Genomic DNA, 17,784 nt, shown 5'->3' with positions numbered 1-17,784 from the left:
GCGGGATGATTATCATCACCCTTATTAACCAAGATTTTTGATTGGTTAACAGGGGCCATTCGGCCCCTGTTTTATATCTGCAAATTAGTCGATTTTTTATAGAGGATTTAACAATGGCAATTACTGCTGCCCAAGTTAAAGAACTGCGCGACCGTACTGGCGCAGGCATGATGGATTGTAAAAACGCTCTGACAGAAGCTAACGGCGATATGGAGTTAGCAATTGACAACATGCGTAAGTCTGGCGCTGCTAAAGCGGCTAAAAAAGCAGGTAACATCGCTGCTGACGGTACAATTCTGATCAAGAATGGCGAAGGTTTCGCTGCGCTATTAGAAGTTAACTGTCAAACTGACTTCGTTGCTAAAGATTCAAACTTCTTAGCATTCGCGAACGCAGTATTAGATGCCGCTGCTGCATCTAAAGTGACTCTTGAAGATTTAAAAGCACAGTTCGAAGATGCACGCGTTGCATTGGTAACTAAAATCGGTGAAAACATCAACATTCGTCGTGTTGAGTACATCGATGGTGCAAACCTATCTTCATACCGTCACGGTGAGCGCATTGGCGTTGTTGTTGCCGGTGAAGCTGACGAAGAAACCTTAAAGCACATCGCAATGCACGTTGCTGCTTCTAAGCCTGAATACGTGAACCCAGAAGATGTTCCTGCAGAAATCGTTGCAAGAGAACAAGCTCTGCAAATCGAAATGTCAATGAACGAAGGCAAATCGGCAGAGATCGCTGAGAAGATGGTTCTTGGTCGTATGAAGAAGTTCACCGGTGAGATCTCTCTGACTGGTCAAGCTTACATCATGGAACCAAAGAAAACTGTTGGCGAAATTCTGAAAGAGAAAGGCGCTAAAGTCACTAACTTCATTCGTTTAGAAGTGGGTGAAGGTATTGAGAAGAAAGAAGAAGATTTCGCGGCTGAAGTTGCTGCTCAAATCGCTGCTTCTAAAAAGGCTTAATCGCCAACGCTAAATACCCCCAAGACCGCGGCAATAGCTGCGGTCTTGTTATGACCAGGATAAAAATTATGAGCACCAATCCAAAACCCGCATTTAGACGCATTCTTCTTAAATTAAGTGGCGAAGCACTGATGGGCGACGAAGGCTTCGGCATCGACCCTAAAGTATTAGATCGCATGGCTCAGGAAGTGAAAGAGCTGGTTGAGCTGGGTATTCAGGTGGGTGTGGTTATTGGTGGTGGTAATCTGTTTCGCGGTGAAGGCCTAGCAAAAGCAGGCATGAACCGTGTGGTGGGCGATCACATGGGTATGCTGGCAACGGTTATGAACGGCTTGGCAATGCGAGACGCCCTGCACCGTGCCTATGTTAATGCTCGTCTGATGTCAGCTATCCCGTTAAAGGGTGTGTGTGATGATTACAATTGGGCTGAAGCGATCAGCTTGCTAAAATCTGGCCGAGTGGTTATTTTTGCTGCCGGTACAGGTAATCCTTTCTGCACGACCGATTCTGCGGCCTGTTTACGCGGCATTGAAATCGAAGCTGAAGTCGTATTGAAAGGCACTAAAGTCGACGGTGTATACTCCGAAGACCCAATGAAGAACCCTGATGCCGTTAAGTATGATGAAGTGACTTATGCGGAAATTCTGGAAAAAGAATTAAAAGTAATGGACTTAGCCGCCTTTACTATGGCGCGTGATCACGACATGCCTATTTTAGTCTTCAACATGAATAAACCTGGCGCTCTACGCCGCGTTATCATGGGTGAAGAAGAAGGCACGCTGATCAGAGCGAAAAAAGTTATTTAATGACCAAGAAGGACATTTAACGTGATTGAGAACATTAAGAAAGATGCGCAAGAGCGTATGGGTAAATGCGTTGACGCGACTAAAAACCAAATGGCAAAAGTGCGTACCGGTCGTGCCCACCCAAGCCTGCTGGATTCCATTCAAGTCTCTTACTACGGCACTATGACGCCACTAAACCAAGTGGCTAACGTGGGCGTTGAAGATTCACGCACTCTGTCTGTGACTGTGTTTGACCGTAGTGCTATCCAAGCCGTTGAAAAGGCTATTATGAGCTCTGATCTAGGTCTGAACCCTATGTCAGCTGGCGCGACATTACGTATTCCATTACCCGCGCTGACTGAAGAACGTCGTAAAGACTTCATCAAAGTGGTGCGTAACGAAGCTGAAAACGGTCGTATTGCTATCCGTAACGTGCGTCGTGATGCTATTTCTGAAGTGAAAAAGCTTGAAAAAGCTAAAGCTTGTACTGAAGATGATGTGCGTCGCAGTGAAGAAGAAGTGCAAAAGTTCACCGATGCTCACATTAAAAAGGTCGATGAGATTTTAGCGGCCAAAGAAATTGAGTTGATGGAAGTCTAATCTCAGTTCGATAAGCTAGAGTTGATGCGCCGTGTAGGGGTATACTACACGGCGTTTGTCTATTTTAAAGGGCTGTATTAGATGTCATCCACAGTGGAACTTGATCCGCACCCTAGGACGAGTGAGAGTGATTTATACACTCAAACGACCTTGCCGGGACAATTACCCGAACTCGTGAAACAGTCGTTACCTAAGCATGTTGCTATTATCATGGATGGCAATGGGCGTTGGGCACAAACCCAAGGTAAACCTCGAGTGATGGGACATAAGGCTGGTGTTAAGGCCGTTAGAAGAGCCGTAAGCACGGCAAGCCAATTAGGCATTGAATCGCTAACCTTATTCGCATTTTCTAGCGAGAATTGGCGTAGACCCGATAAAGAAGTCAGCTTGCTGATGGAGTTGTTTTTTACCGTATTACAGCGCGAAATTAAATTGCTGGATAAGAATCAGGTTAAGCTCAACATTATTGGCGATATCAGCCGCTTTTCGGCGCGATTACAGAAGCAAATTGCTGCTGCCCAAGAGAAGACATCTCGCAATACTGGCTTGGTTCTGAATGTTGCGGCTAACTATGGTGGCCGTTGGGACATACTTCAAGCAGCACAAAAATTAGCGGAAAAGGTCGAAACTGGCGAAATGACCAGCAGTCAGTTCACCGAAGAAGCCTTAAGTGCACATTTGTGCATGCAAAATCAGAGTGAAGTTGATTTAATGATCCGCACGGGCGGGGACTGTCGCATCAGCAATTTTGTGCTGTGGCAGGCGGCCTATGCAGAATTGGTGTTTACCGACACCCTTTGGCCTGATTTCGATGAACAGGCTTTTCATGAAGCGATAGCCATTTTTGCAAGTCGCCAGCGCCGTTTTGGTCTGACTGGAAGTCAGATTGATGAGATGCGTGCATTGTAAAACCTCATGAGGGATTTTTTTTGCTAAAACAACGAATAATAACAGCAACTTGGTTAGTTCCATTAGTTTTAGGGGCGATATTTTTGCTCCCTGCCAGCTACTTCGCCTGGGCCTTAGTTGCCGTCTTCCTTATTGCAGCAAAGGAATGGGGAAGAATTATCGATAATCAGTGTGATGTCACCCAGTGGAGCTTTACGTTCACAGTAGGCATCCTATTGGTGGCAATTAATCTGATTGTGCCAATTGATGCAGTTTGGTTAAGCCATCAGTTACATCCTATTTATTTGGCCATTCTTTATATAGGCGCATTCTGGTGGTTAGCATCACTATTATTAGTGGTAACTTATCCTAAAAGCGCTAAGTTCTGGCAAAAGAATCCTATGTTTAAGTCCATGTTTGGACAGTTAACCTTAGTGCCTTGCTTTGTTGCTCTTATCGCGCTCAAATCCATTAGCTCACAAACTTCACCCTATTACGGCCCAGTGTTAGTACTGTTAGTGATGTTGATTGTGTGGGCCGCGGATTCTGGGGCTTACTTCGTCGGTAAAGCGATAGGTAAAACGAAACTGATGCCTGCAGTGAGCCCTGCTAAAACCTTGGAAGGCCTAGTTGGTGGTTTAGTGACGACTATGCTCGTGGTTGCAGGTGTTATGTATTATTCGCCAGAGCAAGAACTGGGTTTAGTTGTGGCAGTGACCTTATTTGTTGCTTTAGTGTCGGCGCTGGGCGATTTATCTGAGAGTATGTTTAAGCGTGCGGCCTGTATTAAAGATTCTGGCACTATTTTGCCCGGTCACGGCGGCGTGCTCGACCGCATCGACAGCCTGACTGCAGCCTTGCCGGTGTTTACCCTGATCTACATTGCATTCTGGATGTAACGCTATGCAAAATATGGTGATTTTGGGTGCTACCGGTTCAATTGGTGCTAGTACCTTAAGCGTGATTTCGGCTAATCCATTGGCTTATAGCATCTATGGATTGGTGGCCAATGCGAGCGTTGATAAGATGCTGGCTTTGTGTGTAGCCCATAAACCGAAAGTCGCGCATATGGTGGATGAAGAGGCTGCGAAACAGTTACGCGCCGTTTTACCCGCTGCGCTCAATATCCAAGTCACTACTGGCATGAACGATTTACTCGGTTTAGTGACGGCTGCCGAAGTGGATACGGTAATGGCAGCGATTGTCGGGGCGGCAGGGCTAGTACCAACCCTTGAAGCCGTGAAGGCGGGAAAGCGAGTATTACTGGCCAATAAAGAAGCTTTAGTCATGTCGGGTGAGTTGTTTATTGAGGCGACTAAGCGCTCTGGTGCTGTGCTCTTGCCCGTGGACAGTGAGCATAATGCTATCTTTCAATGTTTACCCCTAGAAGTGCAGGCTAACCTCGGCCGTTGCGATTTAGCTGCGTCGGGTATATCCCATATTTTGTTAACCGGTTCTGGCGGACCTTTCCTGCGGTCGGATCTTGCGACACTTGCGGCCATGACGCCTGCCCAAGCCTGTAAACACCCTAATTGGTCCATGGGACCTAAAATCTCTGTCGACTCCGCCACTATGATGAATAAGGGGTTAGAGTTCATTGAGGCGCGGTGGTTGTTTAACACTCAGGCTGAGCAACTTAAAGTGGTTATTCATCCGCAAAGCGTGATCCACTCTATGGTGCAGTACCTTGATGGTTCGGTTATCGCCCAAATGGGTAACCCAGATATGCGTACGCCTATTGCCCATTGCATGGCTTATCCGCAAAGAATTCATTCGGGCGTTGAACCTTTAGATTTTTTCAAAGTCGGACAGTTAAGCTTTTATGAACCTGATTTTGAACGTTTCCCCTGTTTGGCTTTGGCTATGGAGGCGTGTGCCCAAGGCCAAGAGGCAACAACCGTATTAAACGCTGCCAATGAGGTCGCTGTTGAAGCATTCTTGCAGGGGCAAATTGGTTTTACGCAAATTGCAAAAGTGAATGAGGCTTGTTTAGTCACTGTGCCTAAACGTCCTATGGGCAGCATAGAAGATATTTTAGCCTTAGATGCGCAAACCCGCGTCTATGCGCGTGAGACATTAGCAAGCATCGCTTAGCAATAGCTGAGTGATTAAATTTATAACGTAAGGAGTGGGATGTTAGATTTTTTATGGAACTTAGGTTCTTTCATCGTTGCACTGGGTCTGTTAATTACTGCCCACGAATACGGCCATTTCTATATCGCGCGACGTTGTGGCGTGAAAGTCGAACGTTTCTCCATTGGTTTTGGTAAGGCTATTTGGCGCCGTGTTGGTAAAGACGGCACTGAATATGTATTAGCCATGATCCCCCTTGGCGGCTATGTCAAAATGCTCGATGAGCGTGTTGAAGACGTTCCCGATGAATTAAAAGATCAAGCGTTCAATCGTAAAACCGTATGGCAACGTATTGCGATTGTGGCCGCAGGTCCAATTGCTAACTTTATTTTTGCCATCGTTGCCCTGTATTTTATGTATCTGATTGGTGTGCCATCACTTAAGCCTGTGATCACCTCGACGACACCCGGGACTGCTGCTGCGCAAATTCAAATCACAGAGCCAATGCAAATAACGGCCATTTCCGGTCAGGCTGTGCGTAACTGGGAAGAAGTGAATTTAGCTTTAGTCGGCCACATAGGTGATGAAAGTCTGAGTGTATCGCTAACGCCATTGAATGGTTTGCAAGGTTTGGATTCTAGTGCGCGGTCTTACACCTTAGATACGCGTAATTGGCATTTTGATCCTGAAAAAGAATCCCCGATTACGGCATTAGGGTTAGGGATTTATCGTCCCGAAATCGTCCCCATCATTGCTGCGATTAGTCCTGACAGTGCCGCTGCGAATAGTGAGCTAAAAGTCGGTGACACCTTAGTCGCAATAAATGGTAAAAATTATACCGATTGGCAGGCTTTTGTTGACATTATTCAACATTCTGCCAATGTGCCTGTGAGTTTAACTGTGCGTCGCAATGGCGAACAGTTTAATGTGGCAGTGACACCCTTAAGCAGTAAAAATGCCGATGGCCAAGAGATAGGTATGCTCGGAGTGAGCCCGACCCAAGCACAATGGCCAGACAATATGCGTTTACAACTTGAATATGGACCAATCGATTCTTTCGGTATAGCAGCGGATAAAACATGGCAACTTGTTGCTGTGAGCTTTAAGATGATTGGCAAATTATTTACCGGCGATGTGTCGGTGAAAAACCTGAGTGGACCCATTTCGATCGCACAGGGTGCGGGCAGTAGTGCAAACTATGGCTTGGTCTATTTTCTCGGGTTCCTCGCGCTCATCAGCGTCAATTTAGGCATCATTAACTTGCTGCCTTTACCTGTGCTCGATGGGGGACACCTGCTGTATTACTTTATTGAAGTAATAACTGGTAAACCTGTACCTGAAAAGGTGCAGGAAATAGGATTCAGATTTGGGGCAGCAATACTGCTGATGTTGATGAGCGTTGCGCTTTTCAATGATTTTGCCCGACTCTGAGCAAGGACAGACTAATAATTAGAAGTGCTCTATGAGATTGAATAAACTTTTTGCCTCGATGTTATTCGTCGGTGCGTCGTTTTCAGGGACTGTGTTGGCAGATACTTTCCAACCGTTTGAAGTGACCGACATCCAAGTTGAAGGTTTGCAACGAGTTGCACTCGGTGCTGCCTTGTTAAGCTTACCAGTAAAAGTAGGTGACACTGTTGACCAGTTAAGAATCCAGCAAGCGATTAAAAGCTTGTATGCATCGACTAACTTTGAAAATGTCTCCGTGAGCCGAGATGGCGGTGTATTAGTGGTGAAAGTCACTGAACGTCCAACTATTAGTGCCGTGACATTCGATGGCAACAAAGACATTAAAGACGAACAGTTACAGGAAAGTCTGGACGGTTCTGGCGTTAAAGTCGGTGAGTCGCTCGATCGCACTATGTTGACCGGTATTGAAAAGGGTCTGCAGGATTTCTACTACGGCGTGGGTAAATACGGCGCGAAAGTGGAAGCCCAAGTGATTAACTTACCCCGTAATCGGGTTGAGCTGAAATTTAAGTTTACCGAAGGTTTAGCGGCCGAAATCCGCCAAATTAACGTGGTCGGTAATCATGAGTTCACCGATGCTGAGTTGATTGGCATGCTGGAACTTAAAGATTATGTAGCTTGGTGGGATCTGTTCGGCGAACGCCGTTATCAGAAGCAAAAGCTGCAGGCCGATCTCGAGACCATCAAAACCTATTATCACAATAAAGGTTATATCCGCTTCGAAGTCACCTCGACTCAAGTGGCTATGACGCCTGACCGTAAAGGTTTATATATCACCATCAACGTAGATGAAGGTGAGAAATATAAAGTTAAAGAAGTAAACCTGACGGGGGATTTGATGGGCCGTGAAGAGTTGATGAAATCAATTCTGCCAATCAAAGCGGGTGATATGTACAACGGCGGTGATGTGACTTTCACCGAAGAAATGTACAGCAAGTATCTAGGCCGCTTCGGTTATGCTTACCCTGAAGTGAAAACCTACCCTGAAATTGATGATAAGACTAAAGAAGTCACCTTAAACATCAATGTTAAACCGGGTAAACGTGTTTACGTACGGGCGATTAACTTCACTGGTAACACAGTGACTAAAGATGAAGTGATGCGCCGTGAGCTGCGTCAGATGGAAGGGGCTTGGTTAAACTCTGCGCAAGTTGAGCAATCTAAAGCGCGTCTTAACCGTTTGGGCTTCTTCGAAACCGTTGACACTGAAACCATTCAAGTGCCAGGTACCGATGATTTAGTCGATGTTGCGGTTAAAGTGAAAGAGCAGCCGTCGGGCTCATTCAACGCGGGTGTTGGTTATGGTACTGAATCAGGCCTGAGCTTGCAGTTTGGTGTGCAGCAAAATAACTTCTTAGGCACAGGTAACCAAGCGGGTATCAGCTTGAGCACCAACAAGTACTCTAAAAACGTTAACTTATCCTATACCGATCCGTACTGGACAAAAGACGGTGTGAGTTTAGGCGGGAGCGTTTATTGGAGTGAGTTTGACGCCAATGAAGCTAACTTAGAACGCTATAAAAACAGTTCGTATGGTGTGGCGCTTAACTCGGGTTTCCCGATTAACGAATACAACCGTATCAATGGTGGTATTGGCTATCGTCACAACACGATTTCTGAGATCTCAGCTTATGAGCAGGCGCTGCGTTTCTATAACATCTATCGTGATGACGATCCAAACGCGGACTTAAGTTTCGATAACTTTGAACTCAGCCTGGGCTGGTATCGTAGCACCTTGAACCGTGGCACTTTCCCAACAGACGGATCTTCTCAGCGTCTGAACGGCAAAATGACTTCGCCAGGGTCTGATTTACAGTATTTTAAGACAGACTTTGACACTAACTACTATTTCCCTGTTAACCGCAGTCAGAGCGTTGTGCTCTTGGCCCGTGGTCGATTAGGTTATGGTAACGGTTATGGTCAATTTAATGATAATGACCAAATTTTACCTTTCTGGGAAAACTATTACTCAGGTGGTAGTAGTTCGCTACGTGGCTTTAAGTCGAACTCTGTAGGTCCACGTTCATTCTATCTCTATCGAGGTAGTGAGCCGTGTGCACCGGATCCATCGGGCGATGGCTGTAGCTTGCCTGGCGATCCTAATAGTATCCAAGTCAGTTCTGGCCGCTCTATCGGTGGTAATGCCCTTGCAACGGCAAGTATGGAGTTGATTGTACCAACCCCATTTTTGGATGAGGCTTACACTAACTCAGTTCGTACTAGCTTCTTCGTCGATGCGGGTAACGTCTGGGATACTGAGTTTGATTACGAGTCATATCAAACACTTCCGGCGGACGAGTTTGCTAAGTTACAAGACTATAGTGATCCAGCACGCCTGCGCGCCTCTTGGGGCCTGAGTGTGCAATGGTTATCACCTATGGGACCTATGGTGTTTAGCTTGGCGTGGCCGCTTAAAGAATATGAAGGTGACCAAACGGAGATCTTCTCTTTCAATATTGGCAAAACTTTTTAAAAGGCATACACTCGGCAAGTTTTGCTGACAATAACAAGGTAACAAGGAGTTTATTTTGAACAAGATGGTAAATTGCGCGCTGATGACGTTAGTTTTGTTAGGCGCGCCGTTAGTGGCACATGCTGAGAAAATTGCCGTAGTGGATATGGGCGCTGTGTTTGAACAGCTCCCACAACGTGAACAGATCTCTCAATCTCTGAAGAAAGAGTTTGGTGATCGCGTAGCTGATGTCCAAAAAATGCAAGAAGAAATGCGTTCTCTGATGGAGAAGCAGCAACGTGACGGTGCGTTAATGAACGATGCACAAAAAACAGAGCTGGTTCGTAAAATGGAATCGCTAAAATCTGAATATCAGTTAAAAGGCAAAGCATTGGATGAAGACCTACGTCGTCGCCAAGGTGAAGAGCAAAATAAACTGTTAGTTAAAGTGCAAAAAGCCATCAACACTATCGCTGAAAAAGACCAATATGATTTGGTATTACAACGTGGTGCTGTCATTTATGTTAAGCCTAACGCTGACATCAGTGGCAAAGTGGTTGAAGCCTTAAGCAAAGGCAAGTAATAGATGAATAGTGTGACTTTAAAAGAGCTATGCCTGTTATTAGACGGTGATATCCAAGGCGACGAAACGCTAATTATTAATAGTGTGGCGACCTTAGAAAATGCCAAGGCGGGTCAGATCTCTTTTTTAGCCAACAGTAAATATCGCTCTCAGCTTGAGGCAACTCAAGCGAGTGCGGTGTTATTGTCAGCTAAAGATGCGCAGGATTATCAAGGTACTGCGTTAATTGTAAAAGATCCATATGTCGGTTTTGCTCGTGTTGCTCAGTATTTGGACACGACACCCAAAGCGGCGGTGGGTATCCATCCTTCGGCACAAATTGATCCTTCAGCCCATTTAGGGGAAGGTGTCGCTATTGGCGCGAATGCTGTGATTGGTGCGAACGTCATTTTAGGTGAAAATGTGCAGATCGGTGCCGGTGTTGTGCTGGGACAAGATGTGGTTATTGGCTCAAAAACACGTTTGTGGGCTAATGTCACCGTCTATCACGATGTGCATTTAGGACAGGATTGTATTATCCATTCGGGTGCCGTATTAGGCTCAGATGGTTTTGGTTATGCTAACGAACGTGGTCAGTGGATTAAAATTCCGCAGACAGGTGGCGTGCGTATTGGCGATCGGGTTGAGATTGGTGCTAATTCAACGGTAGATCGTGGGGCATTAGGCCATACAGAGATCCACGACGGTGTGATTATTGATAACCAAGTACAAATTGCCCATAACGATATAATCGGCGAAAATACTGCTATTGCAGGCAGTACTACTGTCGCAGGCAGTGTCACTATTGGTAAATACTGTATTATTGGCGGTAGCTGTGCCATCGCAGGTCATTTGAGCATAGCCGATGGTGTGCATGTGTCTGGTGCTACCAATATCACCACTAATATGCGTGAGCCTGGTTTATACTCTTCTGCCACCGTGGCAATGGACAATAAACTTTGGCGTAAAAATACAGTTCGTTTCCGTCAGTTAGATGAACTGTTCCAGCGTGTTAAAACGTTGGAAAAAAATTTAAAAACACCAGATTAATTGCCCCAAGGCAATTTGAGGAACTCGGTTCGTGTCTAATCAAATGAACACTATGGATATTAAAGAAATACTTAAATATCTACCCCATAGATATCCATTCCTATTGATCGATCGTGTGCTTGATTACACTCCTGGTGTTAGTCTGCAGGCGATCAAAAACGTTTCAATAAATGAGCCATTTTTTCAGGGACATTTCCCGATACAACCTGTGATGCCAGGTGTGCTTATTTTAGAAGCGATGGCACAGGCAACTGGCCTGTTAGCCTTTAAAACGATGAGTAGTGATGTACCACCACCGGGTGTGTTGTATTACTTTGCTGGTATCGATAATGCGCGTTTTAGACGTGTGGTTGAGCCAGGAGATCAAATTCATTTTGATGTCAAAATGATTAAAGAGCGCCGCGGGATTGGCGTTTTCTACGGTGAGGCCAAAGTGGATGGTGAAGTGGTTTGTTCCGCTGAAATCATGTGTGCCCGCAGAGAGATTAGTCAGTGATAGATACATTAGCGTTTGTGCATCCCGATGCAAAAATTGGCAATAACGTCACTATTGGCCCTTGGACCTATATCGGTGCGGGCGTCGAAATTGGTGATGATTGTTGGTTGAGTTCCCATGTGGTGGTCAAAGGCCCAACGATTATCGGCAAAGGGAATCGTATTTTTCAATTCGCCTCCGTTGGTGAAGAATGCCAAGACAAAAAGTACGCTGGCGAGCCGACACGACTGATCATTGGCGACAATAACGTCATCCGTGAAAACGTGACCATTCACCGTGGTACAGTTCAAGATAACAGTGAAACCCGTATTGGGTCGAATAACCTGTTTATGAACTATGTGCATATCGCCCATGACTGTGTGGTCGGCGATAATGTCATCATGGCGAATAACGCATCTATTGCAGGTCACGTGCACGTCGGTGACTGGGCGATTTTAGGCGGTATGACAGGTGTGCATCAGTTTGTGCATATTGGTGCCCATGCATTTACTGCTGGTTGTTCTTTAGTACTGCAGGATGTGCCTCCCTTTGTGATGGCAGCGGGTCAACCGACAGTGCCTCGCGGCTTAAATAGCGAGGGTATGAAGCGTCGCGGTTTTTCTAAAGAAAGCCAGTTAGCCGTGCGTCGTGCTTATAAGACCTTATACCGTAGCAGTTTAACGGTAGAAGAAGCGATTGAAGCATTAGCTGAAGATGCGCAGAACGATGAGCAAGTCAAATTACTGCTTGAGTTTGTAAAGTCATCGAGTCGCGGCATTATTCGCTAATTTGATGACCACATGACAACAAAAGGGCATTTTTATGCCCTTTTGTATTATTGGTTTAAGCCTTTTTTGTGGTAGACGTAGCCGTTAAAAATGTGTTTATTCATCAATGCATTCGACCATAAATGAGCTTAGTCATTAATTGAATCATTAACTTAACATAAGTGTAGGCTTGGAACGATGCATTTTAGGTGCGGTTTACCTCTTCATCCAATGCCATTAATTCATGAGACGTGATTGGTTTATGAGCAATAAAACTCCATTAGTGTTTGCCATGGTTGCCGGAGAACTCTCAGGCGATATTTTAGGTGCAGGTTTAATGGCTGCGCTGCAAAAGACCCATCCCGATGCGCGCTTTGTCGGTATCGGTGGACCCCGCATGGAAGCCCTAGGCTTCAAATCCCTGTTTGCGATGGAAGAACTCGCAGTGATGGGAATCGTTGAAGTGTTATCCCGTCTACCTCGCTTATTAAAAGTGCGGTCATCCTTGATTAAAGAGATCACCGCGCTTAAGCCCGATTGTTTTATTGGTATAGATGCACCGGATTTTAATATAGGCCTCGAGCTTAAACTTAAAGCGTGCGGTATTAAAACCGTTCATTATGTGAGCCCATCCGTGTGGGCATGGCGCCCAAAACGTATATTCAAAATCGCGAAGGCGACCCATATGGTGTTGTCGCTATTGCCATTTGAGAAAGCTTTTTATGACAAGCATCAAGTACCTTGTACCTTTGTGGGTCATACCTTAGCGGATGATATTCCGTTGCGAAGCGATAAAGCGGCGGCGCGCCAGTTACTTGAACTCGATGCCGATGCAGAATATTTAGCGATTCTACCGGGATCCCGTGGTGGCGAGTTAAAGCAATTGGCCGAGCCTTTCGTAAAGGCGGCTTTACTGATTAAACAGAACTTCCCTGATATACGTTTTGTGACGCCACTGGTCAATCAAAAACGCCGTGAGCAATTTGAGCAAGCGCTGAAGGATTTTGCACCGGATCTCGAAATTCATATGGTCGAAGGTCAGTCGCGCGAAGTCATGGCGGCTGCCGATGGCATTTTATTAGCATCAGGCACCGCGACGTTAGAAGCCATGTTGGTTAAGCGTCCAATGGTGGTGGCTTATCGTGTTAGCCCTATGACCTATTGGATTGCTAAGCGCATGATGCAGGTCGAGCGTTTTTCTTTACCGAATCTACTGGCTGGAAAAGATCTCGTCCCTGAGCTTATTCAAGAAGATTGTACGCCAGAGAAAATAGCTGCGGCGGTCACAGTCGAGTTAAATCGAGATTTTACGCCGCTCAAAGCTGAGTTTGATGCCCTGCACCAAGTGTTACGCCGTGATGCGAGCTTAAAAGCCGCTGAAGCGGTAATGGCACTGGTTGAGCCTAAACCAAGTCATGCTAAATCGCTGGAGGTTAACTAGTGGCAACTTTTAAAAGTTTAACCGACGCCGATTTGCTGGCCTTTTCGACGGGATTAATTGCTGGTGTGGATGAAGTCGGCCGTGGGCCTTTAGTCGGCGATGTAGTGACTGCGGCTGTGATTTTAGATCCAAACAAGCCCATCAGTGGTCTGAATGATTCCAAGAAACTCAGTGAGAAGCGCCGCGAAGCTTTGTTTGATGAGATTTGTGAAAAAGCCCTGTGTTATCACGTGGGCCGCGCAAGTCCTGCTGAAATCGATACGCTTAATATCTTGCATGCCACTATGTTGGCAATGCAGCGCGCGGTTGCAGGGCTTAAGATTGCGCCTGCGTTGGTGTTAGTCGATGGCAATCGCAGTACGGCATTTGTTGCCCATAATGGCGTCTCGCTTACCAGTCACAGCATCATTAAAGGTGATGGTTTAATTGCCAGTATTAGTGCCGCATCGATTATCGCCAAAGTGACGCGGGATCGTGAGATGGATGTGCTCGATGCTGCTTATCCGCAATACGGTTTTGCTAAGCATAAGGGCTATCCGACTAAGGCGCATTTTGAGGCCATCGCCGAACATGGGGTATTTGACCAATATCGTAAAAGTTTCAAACCCGTCAAGGCATTACTGGGACTGTAAGCTGTGCTCCCAAGCTACCTGAAGATACGAGTTTCAGGTTGTTTGGGTATAAGTTCCCGTTATCCAGCAAAGTCACTGGCTCTGGCTGCGTGACTTTGTTAGTCTGCTTTCTAGTTATTGTTAACCTGCTATTCAAAGATAATCCTAATTATGTCCGATCCTCGTTTTGTGCATCTTCGTGTCCACAGTGACTTCTCTATGACCGATGGCGTGGCCAAGGTCAAGCCTATTTTGGCGCAGGTGGAAGCGCAGGGAATGGCCGCGGTCGCCTTGACTGACCAAAATAACTTTTGTGGTTTGGTGAAGTTTTACAGTGGTTGCCATGGTGCGGGGATCAAGCCGATTATTGGTGCCGATTTTTGGATGCAAGTGCCTGGATTTGAAGGTGAATTATGCGCCTTAACCATCATTGCGATGAACAATGTCGGTTATCAGAATCTGACCCAAATCATCAGTCAAGCCTATTTGCGTGGCCAAGTGGCCGGCCGTGTAGTGATAGACCAAGAGTGGTTACTCACTTATAACGAAGGCATTTTGCTGTTATCGGGCGCCAAAGAAGGCGATCTGGGTAAGGCACTGCTCAAGGGCAATGGCACACAAGTCGAATCTTTATGCGACTTTTATCAGACCCATTTCACTGACCGTTATTTCCTCGAACTTATCCGCACAGGTCGCCCCGATGAAGAGCGTTATCTGCATATGGCTGTGGCCTTAGCGCAGGAGAAGGGCATCCCTGTGGTGGCCACTAATCAGGTGGTGTTTCTTAAACCCGAAGATTTTGATGCCCATGAAATTCGGGTGGCAATTCACGATGGCTTTACCCTTGCCGATCCTCGTCGACCTAAAAAATACAGTGAACAGCAGTATTTGCGTAGCGAAGAGGAAATGTGTGAACTATTCGCCGACATTCCTGCGGCGTTGTCGAACAGTGTCGAAATCGCTAAACGCTGTAATGTAACGATTCGTTTATACGAATATTTCCTGCCTAACTTCCCGACGGGCGATATGTCCATCGAAGACTTTCTGGTTGATTGTTCGAAGAAGGGCCTCGAAGAGCGGCTCGAGTTTTTGTTCCCTGATCCTGAGGTGCGCGCCGAGAAACGCGGCGAATACGATGAGCGCCTCGACATTGAACTTAAAGTGATCAACCAGATGGGGTTCCCCGGTTACTTCTTGATCGTGATGGAGTTCATCCAATGGGGTAAAGATAACGGTATTCCAGTAGGGCCTGGTCGTGGCTCGGGCGCGGGTTCACTCGTGGCCTATGCGCTTAAGATTACCGACTTAGACCCATTAGAATTTGACTTACTGTTCGAGCGATTCCTCAACCCAGAGCGGGTTTCTATGCCCGACTTTGACGTCGACTTTTGCATGGATAGACGTGATGAAGTGATCGACCATGTGGCCGAATTGTACGGCCGCGAAGCGGTATCGCAAATCATCACCTTCGGAACTATGGCGGCAAAAGCGGTTATTCGTGACGTTGGCCGTGTGCTCGGTCATCCCTACGGTTTCGTTGACCGAATTTCTAAACTCATTCCTCCTGAACCAGGAATGACACTGGCGAAAGCCTTTGAAGTCGAGCCAGCACTGCAAGAATCCTATGATGCCGATGAAGACGTAAAAGATCTGATCGACATGTGTCGCAAGCTCGAGGGTGTGACGCGTAACGCGGGTAAACACGCGGGTGGTGTGGTGATTGCACCGACAAAAATTACCGATTTTGCGCCGCTCTATTGCGATGCTGAAGGTAAAAACCCAGTAACACAATTCGATAAAAATGACGTCGAAACCGCAGGTTTAGTTAAATTCGACTTTTTGGGTTTACGTACTTTGACAATCATCGACTGGGCACTGGAGATGGTGAACAAGGTCGAGGTCAAAAATGGTCGCCCACCTGTGCGTATCGAAGCGATTCCGTTAACGGATGCGGCATCTTTCCGCTTGTTGCAAAAATATGAAACCACGGCGGTATTCCAGTTGGAATCCCGCGGTATGAAGGATTTGATTAAACGTCTGCAGCCCGACTGTTTTGAAGACATGATCGCACTGGTGGCATTGTTCCGTCCTGGGCCTTTGCAATCGGGCATGGTAGATAACTTTATCGAGCGTAAGCATGGGCGCGAAGAAGTCTCGTACCCCGATTCTCAGTACCAGCATGAATCCCTAAAAGAACTGCTATCGCCGACCTACGGCATTATTCTGTATCAAGAGCAAGTGATGCAGATTGCACAGGTGTTGTCGGGTTACACCCTTGGTGGCGCCGACATGTTGCGCCGTGCTATGGGTAAGAAAAAGCCCGAAGAGATGGCCAAGCAGCGCAGTATCTTTAAAGAGGGCGCAATCAATAACGGCGTCGACGGCGACTTGTCGATGAAGATCTTCGACTTAGTGGAAAAGTTCGCCGGCTACGGTTTTAACAAATCCCACTCCGCCGCCTATGCGCTTGTGTCTTATCAGACCCTATGGCTGAAAACCCATTATCCTTCGCAGTTTATGGCGGCGGTAATGTCAGCTGATATGGACAACACAGATAAAATTGTGACTTTGGTCGATGAATGCGAGCGTATGGGGCTACCGCTCATTCCTCCGGATGTGAACAAAGGTTTGTTCAAATTTACCGTCGATGATGATTTGCGCATTGTTTATGGCATTGGTGCCATTAAAGGTGTGGGTGAAGGTCCAGTTGAATCAATTTTAGAGGCGCGTAAAGATGGCCCCTTCGTGGATTTATTCGATTTCTGTGCCCGCATCGATTTGAAAAAACTCAACAAGCGCGTGATTGAAAAGCTGATCTGCGCGGGTGCACTCGATACTCTTGGGCCGCATCGTGCGTCTATGATGGCAACCTTGCCCGAAGCGATTCGCGCTGCTGATCAACATGCAAAAGCCGAGGCGATTGGCCAACACGATATGTTTGGTTTGCTCAACAGTGAACCCGAAGACAGTAAGCAGCAGTTTGTCGAATGTACCCCATGGCCAGATAAAATTTGGCTCGAAGGCGAGCGCGAAACCTTAGGCTTGTATTTGACCGGTCATCCGATCAATCAATATTTAAAAGAGCTGAAGCATTACACGTCCGGTCGTTTGAAAGATGTACATCCCACCGAACGCGGTAAAACCGCTAAGGCTGCGGGGTTAGTGGTGGCAACGCGAGTGATGCTGACCAAGCGCGGCTCGAAAATGGGCCTGTTGACGCTCGATGATAAGAGCGCACGTCTCGAAATCATGTTGTTTACCGAAGCCTTTGAAAAGTTTAATCATCTGCTGGAGAAAGACCGCATCCTCATTTGTGAAGGTGAGGTGAGTTACGATGATTTTGCCGGCGGCAACCGTATGACGGCGCGTAACATCATCGATATCAGTGAGGCGCGCAGCCACTTTGCCAAAGCGCTGGAAATTGATATGGATGGCAGCGAGTTAACGCCATCGGCGTTAGACACTTTTGAGCAAGCCCTAAGCCCGTGGCGTAACGGCGCAGTGCCTGTGGTGATCAATTACACTCAAGCTCAAGCCAAAGGTCAGTTTAGGTTAGCCGATGCTTGGCGAGTGAATCCGACCGATGACTTGATGCTCTCGCTCGAATCGCTCCTCGGGCCAAACAAGGTGAGAATTTTATTCTAA

At 46.7% G+C, this 17,784-nt stretch carries 15 protein-coding genes; all 15 read left to right on the top strand.

Translation table 11 applies throughout. From position 1 onward, the window contains the following. Positions 1–113 precede the first annotated feature (113 nt). The 15 genes from tsf (at position 114) to dnaE (ending at position 17,784) form a co-directional block, all read left to right on the top strand. Positions 114–965 (top strand): translation elongation factor Ts, encoded by an 852-nt coding sequence (gene tsf / locus CKQ84_RS00505; protein ID WP_028760606.1) that lies wholly within the window; start codon positions 114–116, stop codon positions 963–965. 68 nt (positions 966–1,033) lie between these two features. After that, positions 1,034–1,771 (top strand): UMP kinase, encoded by a 738-nt coding sequence (pyrH, locus tag CKQ84_RS00500; RefSeq protein ID WP_006080981.1) that lies wholly within the window; start codon positions 1,034–1,036, stop codon positions 1,769–1,771. 21 nt (positions 1,772–1,792) lie between these two features. Further along, positions 1,793–2,350 carry a ribosome recycling factor gene (gene frr, locus CKQ84_RS00495; RefSeq protein ID WP_012088724.1) on the top strand — a complete coding sequence of 186 codons (558 nt, stop codon included), beginning with the start codon at positions 1,793–1,795 and terminating at the stop codon, positions 2,348–2,350. A gap of 81 nt (positions 2,351–2,431) precedes the next feature. Further along, complete coding sequence (locus CKQ84_RS00490; protein ID WP_028760605.1) at positions 2,432–3,259, top strand: isoprenyl transferase; 828 nt, start codon at positions 2,432–2,434, stop codon at positions 3,257–3,259. Between the two features lie 20 nt (positions 3,260–3,279). Next, the gene (locus CKQ84_RS00485) at positions 3,280–4,137 is read left to right on the top strand and encodes a phosphatidate cytidylyltransferase (RefSeq protein ID WP_105249720.1); all 858 of its coding nucleotides are present in this window, start codon (positions 3,280–3,282) and stop codon (positions 4,135–4,137) included. 4 nt (positions 4,138–4,141) lie between these two features. Further along, positions 4,142–5,332: a 1-deoxy-D-xylulose-5-phosphate reductoisomerase gene (gene ispC / locus CKQ84_RS00480; protein WP_105249719.1), complete on the top strand. Its 1,191-nt coding sequence runs from the start codon at positions 4,142–4,144 to the stop codon at positions 5,330–5,332. 39 nt (positions 5,333–5,371) lie between these two features. Next, positions 5,372–6,742, top strand: coding sequence for a sigma E protease regulator RseP (gene rseP / locus CKQ84_RS00475; protein WP_105249718.1), 1,371 nt, complete (start codon positions 5,372–5,374; stop codon positions 6,740–6,742). Between the two features lie 31 nt (positions 6,743–6,773). Next, the gene (gene bamA / locus CKQ84_RS00470; RefSeq protein ID WP_028760601.1) at positions 6,774–9,254 is read left to right on the top strand and encodes an outer membrane protein assembly factor BamA; all 2,481 of its coding nucleotides are present in this window, start codon (positions 6,774–6,776) and stop codon (positions 9,252–9,254) included. A gap of 64 nt (positions 9,255–9,318) precedes the next feature. After that, positions 9,319–9,816: an OmpH family outer membrane protein gene (locus CKQ84_RS00465; RefSeq protein WP_028760600.1), complete on the top strand. Its 498-nt coding sequence runs from the start codon at positions 9,319–9,321 to the stop codon at positions 9,814–9,816. 3 nt (positions 9,817–9,819) lie between these two features. Beyond that, entirely contained in the window at positions 9,820–10,845 is a 1,026-nt protein-coding gene (gene lpxD, locus CKQ84_RS00460) for a UDP-3-O-(3-hydroxymyristoyl)glucosamine N-acyltransferase (protein WP_105249717.1), read from the top strand. A 31-nt stretch (positions 10,846–10,876) separates the two neighbouring features. Then, the gene (fabZ, locus tag CKQ84_RS00455; RefSeq protein ID WP_006080990.1) at positions 10,877–11,341 is read left to right on the top strand and encodes a 3-hydroxyacyl-ACP dehydratase FabZ; all 465 of its coding nucleotides are present in this window, start codon (positions 10,877–10,879) and stop codon (positions 11,339–11,341) included. After that, positions 11,338–12,108: an acyl-ACP--UDP-N-acetylglucosamine O-acyltransferase gene (lpxA, locus tag CKQ84_RS00450; protein ID WP_028760598.1), complete on the top strand. Its 771-nt coding sequence runs from the start codon at positions 11,338–11,340 to the stop codon at positions 12,106–12,108. The genes fabZ and lpxA overlap by 4 nt, the downstream gene beginning before the upstream one ends. 241 nt (positions 12,109–12,349) lie before the next feature. Next, positions 12,350–13,528 carry a lipid-A-disaccharide synthase gene (gene lpxB, locus CKQ84_RS00445; RefSeq protein WP_105252964.1) on the top strand — a complete coding sequence of 393 codons (1,179 nt, stop codon included), beginning with the start codon at positions 12,350–12,352 and terminating at the stop codon, positions 13,526–13,528. Next, a complete protein-coding gene (gene rnhB / locus CKQ84_RS00440; protein ID WP_105249716.1) occupies positions 13,528–14,160 on the top strand; it encodes a ribonuclease HII in 633 nt (210 codons plus the stop codon). The genes lpxB and rnhB overlap by 1 nt, the downstream gene beginning before the upstream one ends. 150 nt (positions 14,161–14,310) lie before the next feature. Beyond that, on the top strand, positions 14,311–17,784 hold the full coding sequence (gene dnaE, locus CKQ84_RS00435; protein ID WP_028760595.1) for a DNA polymerase III subunit alpha: 3,474 nt from the start codon (positions 14,311–14,313) through the stop codon (positions 17,782–17,784).

Origin of the sequence: Shewanella sp. WE21, assembly GCF_002966515.1 — a bacterium.
In the GTDB taxonomy this organism is placed as follows: Bacteria; Pseudomonadota; Gammaproteobacteria; order Enterobacterales; family Shewanellaceae; genus Shewanella; species Shewanella oncorhynchi.
This window is presented reverse-complemented; position numbering and strand designations above follow the sequence as displayed.

Coding starts and splice junctions, on each gene's coding strand:
- rseP (WP_105249718.1), top strand. CDS start 5,372: ATGTTAGATTTTTTATGGAACTTAGGTTCTTTCATCGTTGCACTGGGT.
- bamA (WP_028760601.1), top strand. CDS start 6,774: ATGAGATTGAATAAACTTTTTGCCTCGATGTTATTCGTCGGTGCGTCG.
- lpxB (WP_105252964.1), top strand. CDS start 12,350: ATGAGCAATAAAACTCCATTAGTGTTTGCCATGGTTGCCGGAGAACTC.
- dnaE (WP_028760595.1), top strand. CDS start 14,311: ATGTCCGATCCTCGTTTTGTGCATCTTCGTGTCCACAGTGACTTCTCT.
- pyrH (WP_006080981.1), top strand. CDS start 1,034: ATGAGCACCAATCCAAAACCCGCATTTAGACGCATTCTTCTTAAATTA.
- CKQ84_RS00465 (WP_028760600.1), top strand. CDS start 9,319: ATGGTAAATTGCGCGCTGATGACGTTAGTTTTGTTAGGCGCGCCGTTA.
- CKQ84_RS00490 (WP_028760605.1), top strand. CDS start 2,432: ATGTCATCCACAGTGGAACTTGATCCGCACCCTAGGACGAGTGAGAGT.
- tsf (WP_028760606.1), top strand. CDS start 114: ATGGCAATTACTGCTGCCCAAGTTAAAGAACTGCGCGACCGTACTGGC.
- ispC (WP_105249719.1), top strand. CDS start 4,142: ATGCAAAATATGGTGATTTTGGGTGCTACCGGTTCAATTGGTGCTAGT.
- lpxD (WP_105249717.1), top strand. CDS start 9,820: ATGAATAGTGTGACTTTAAAAGAGCTATGCCTGTTATTAGACGGTGAT.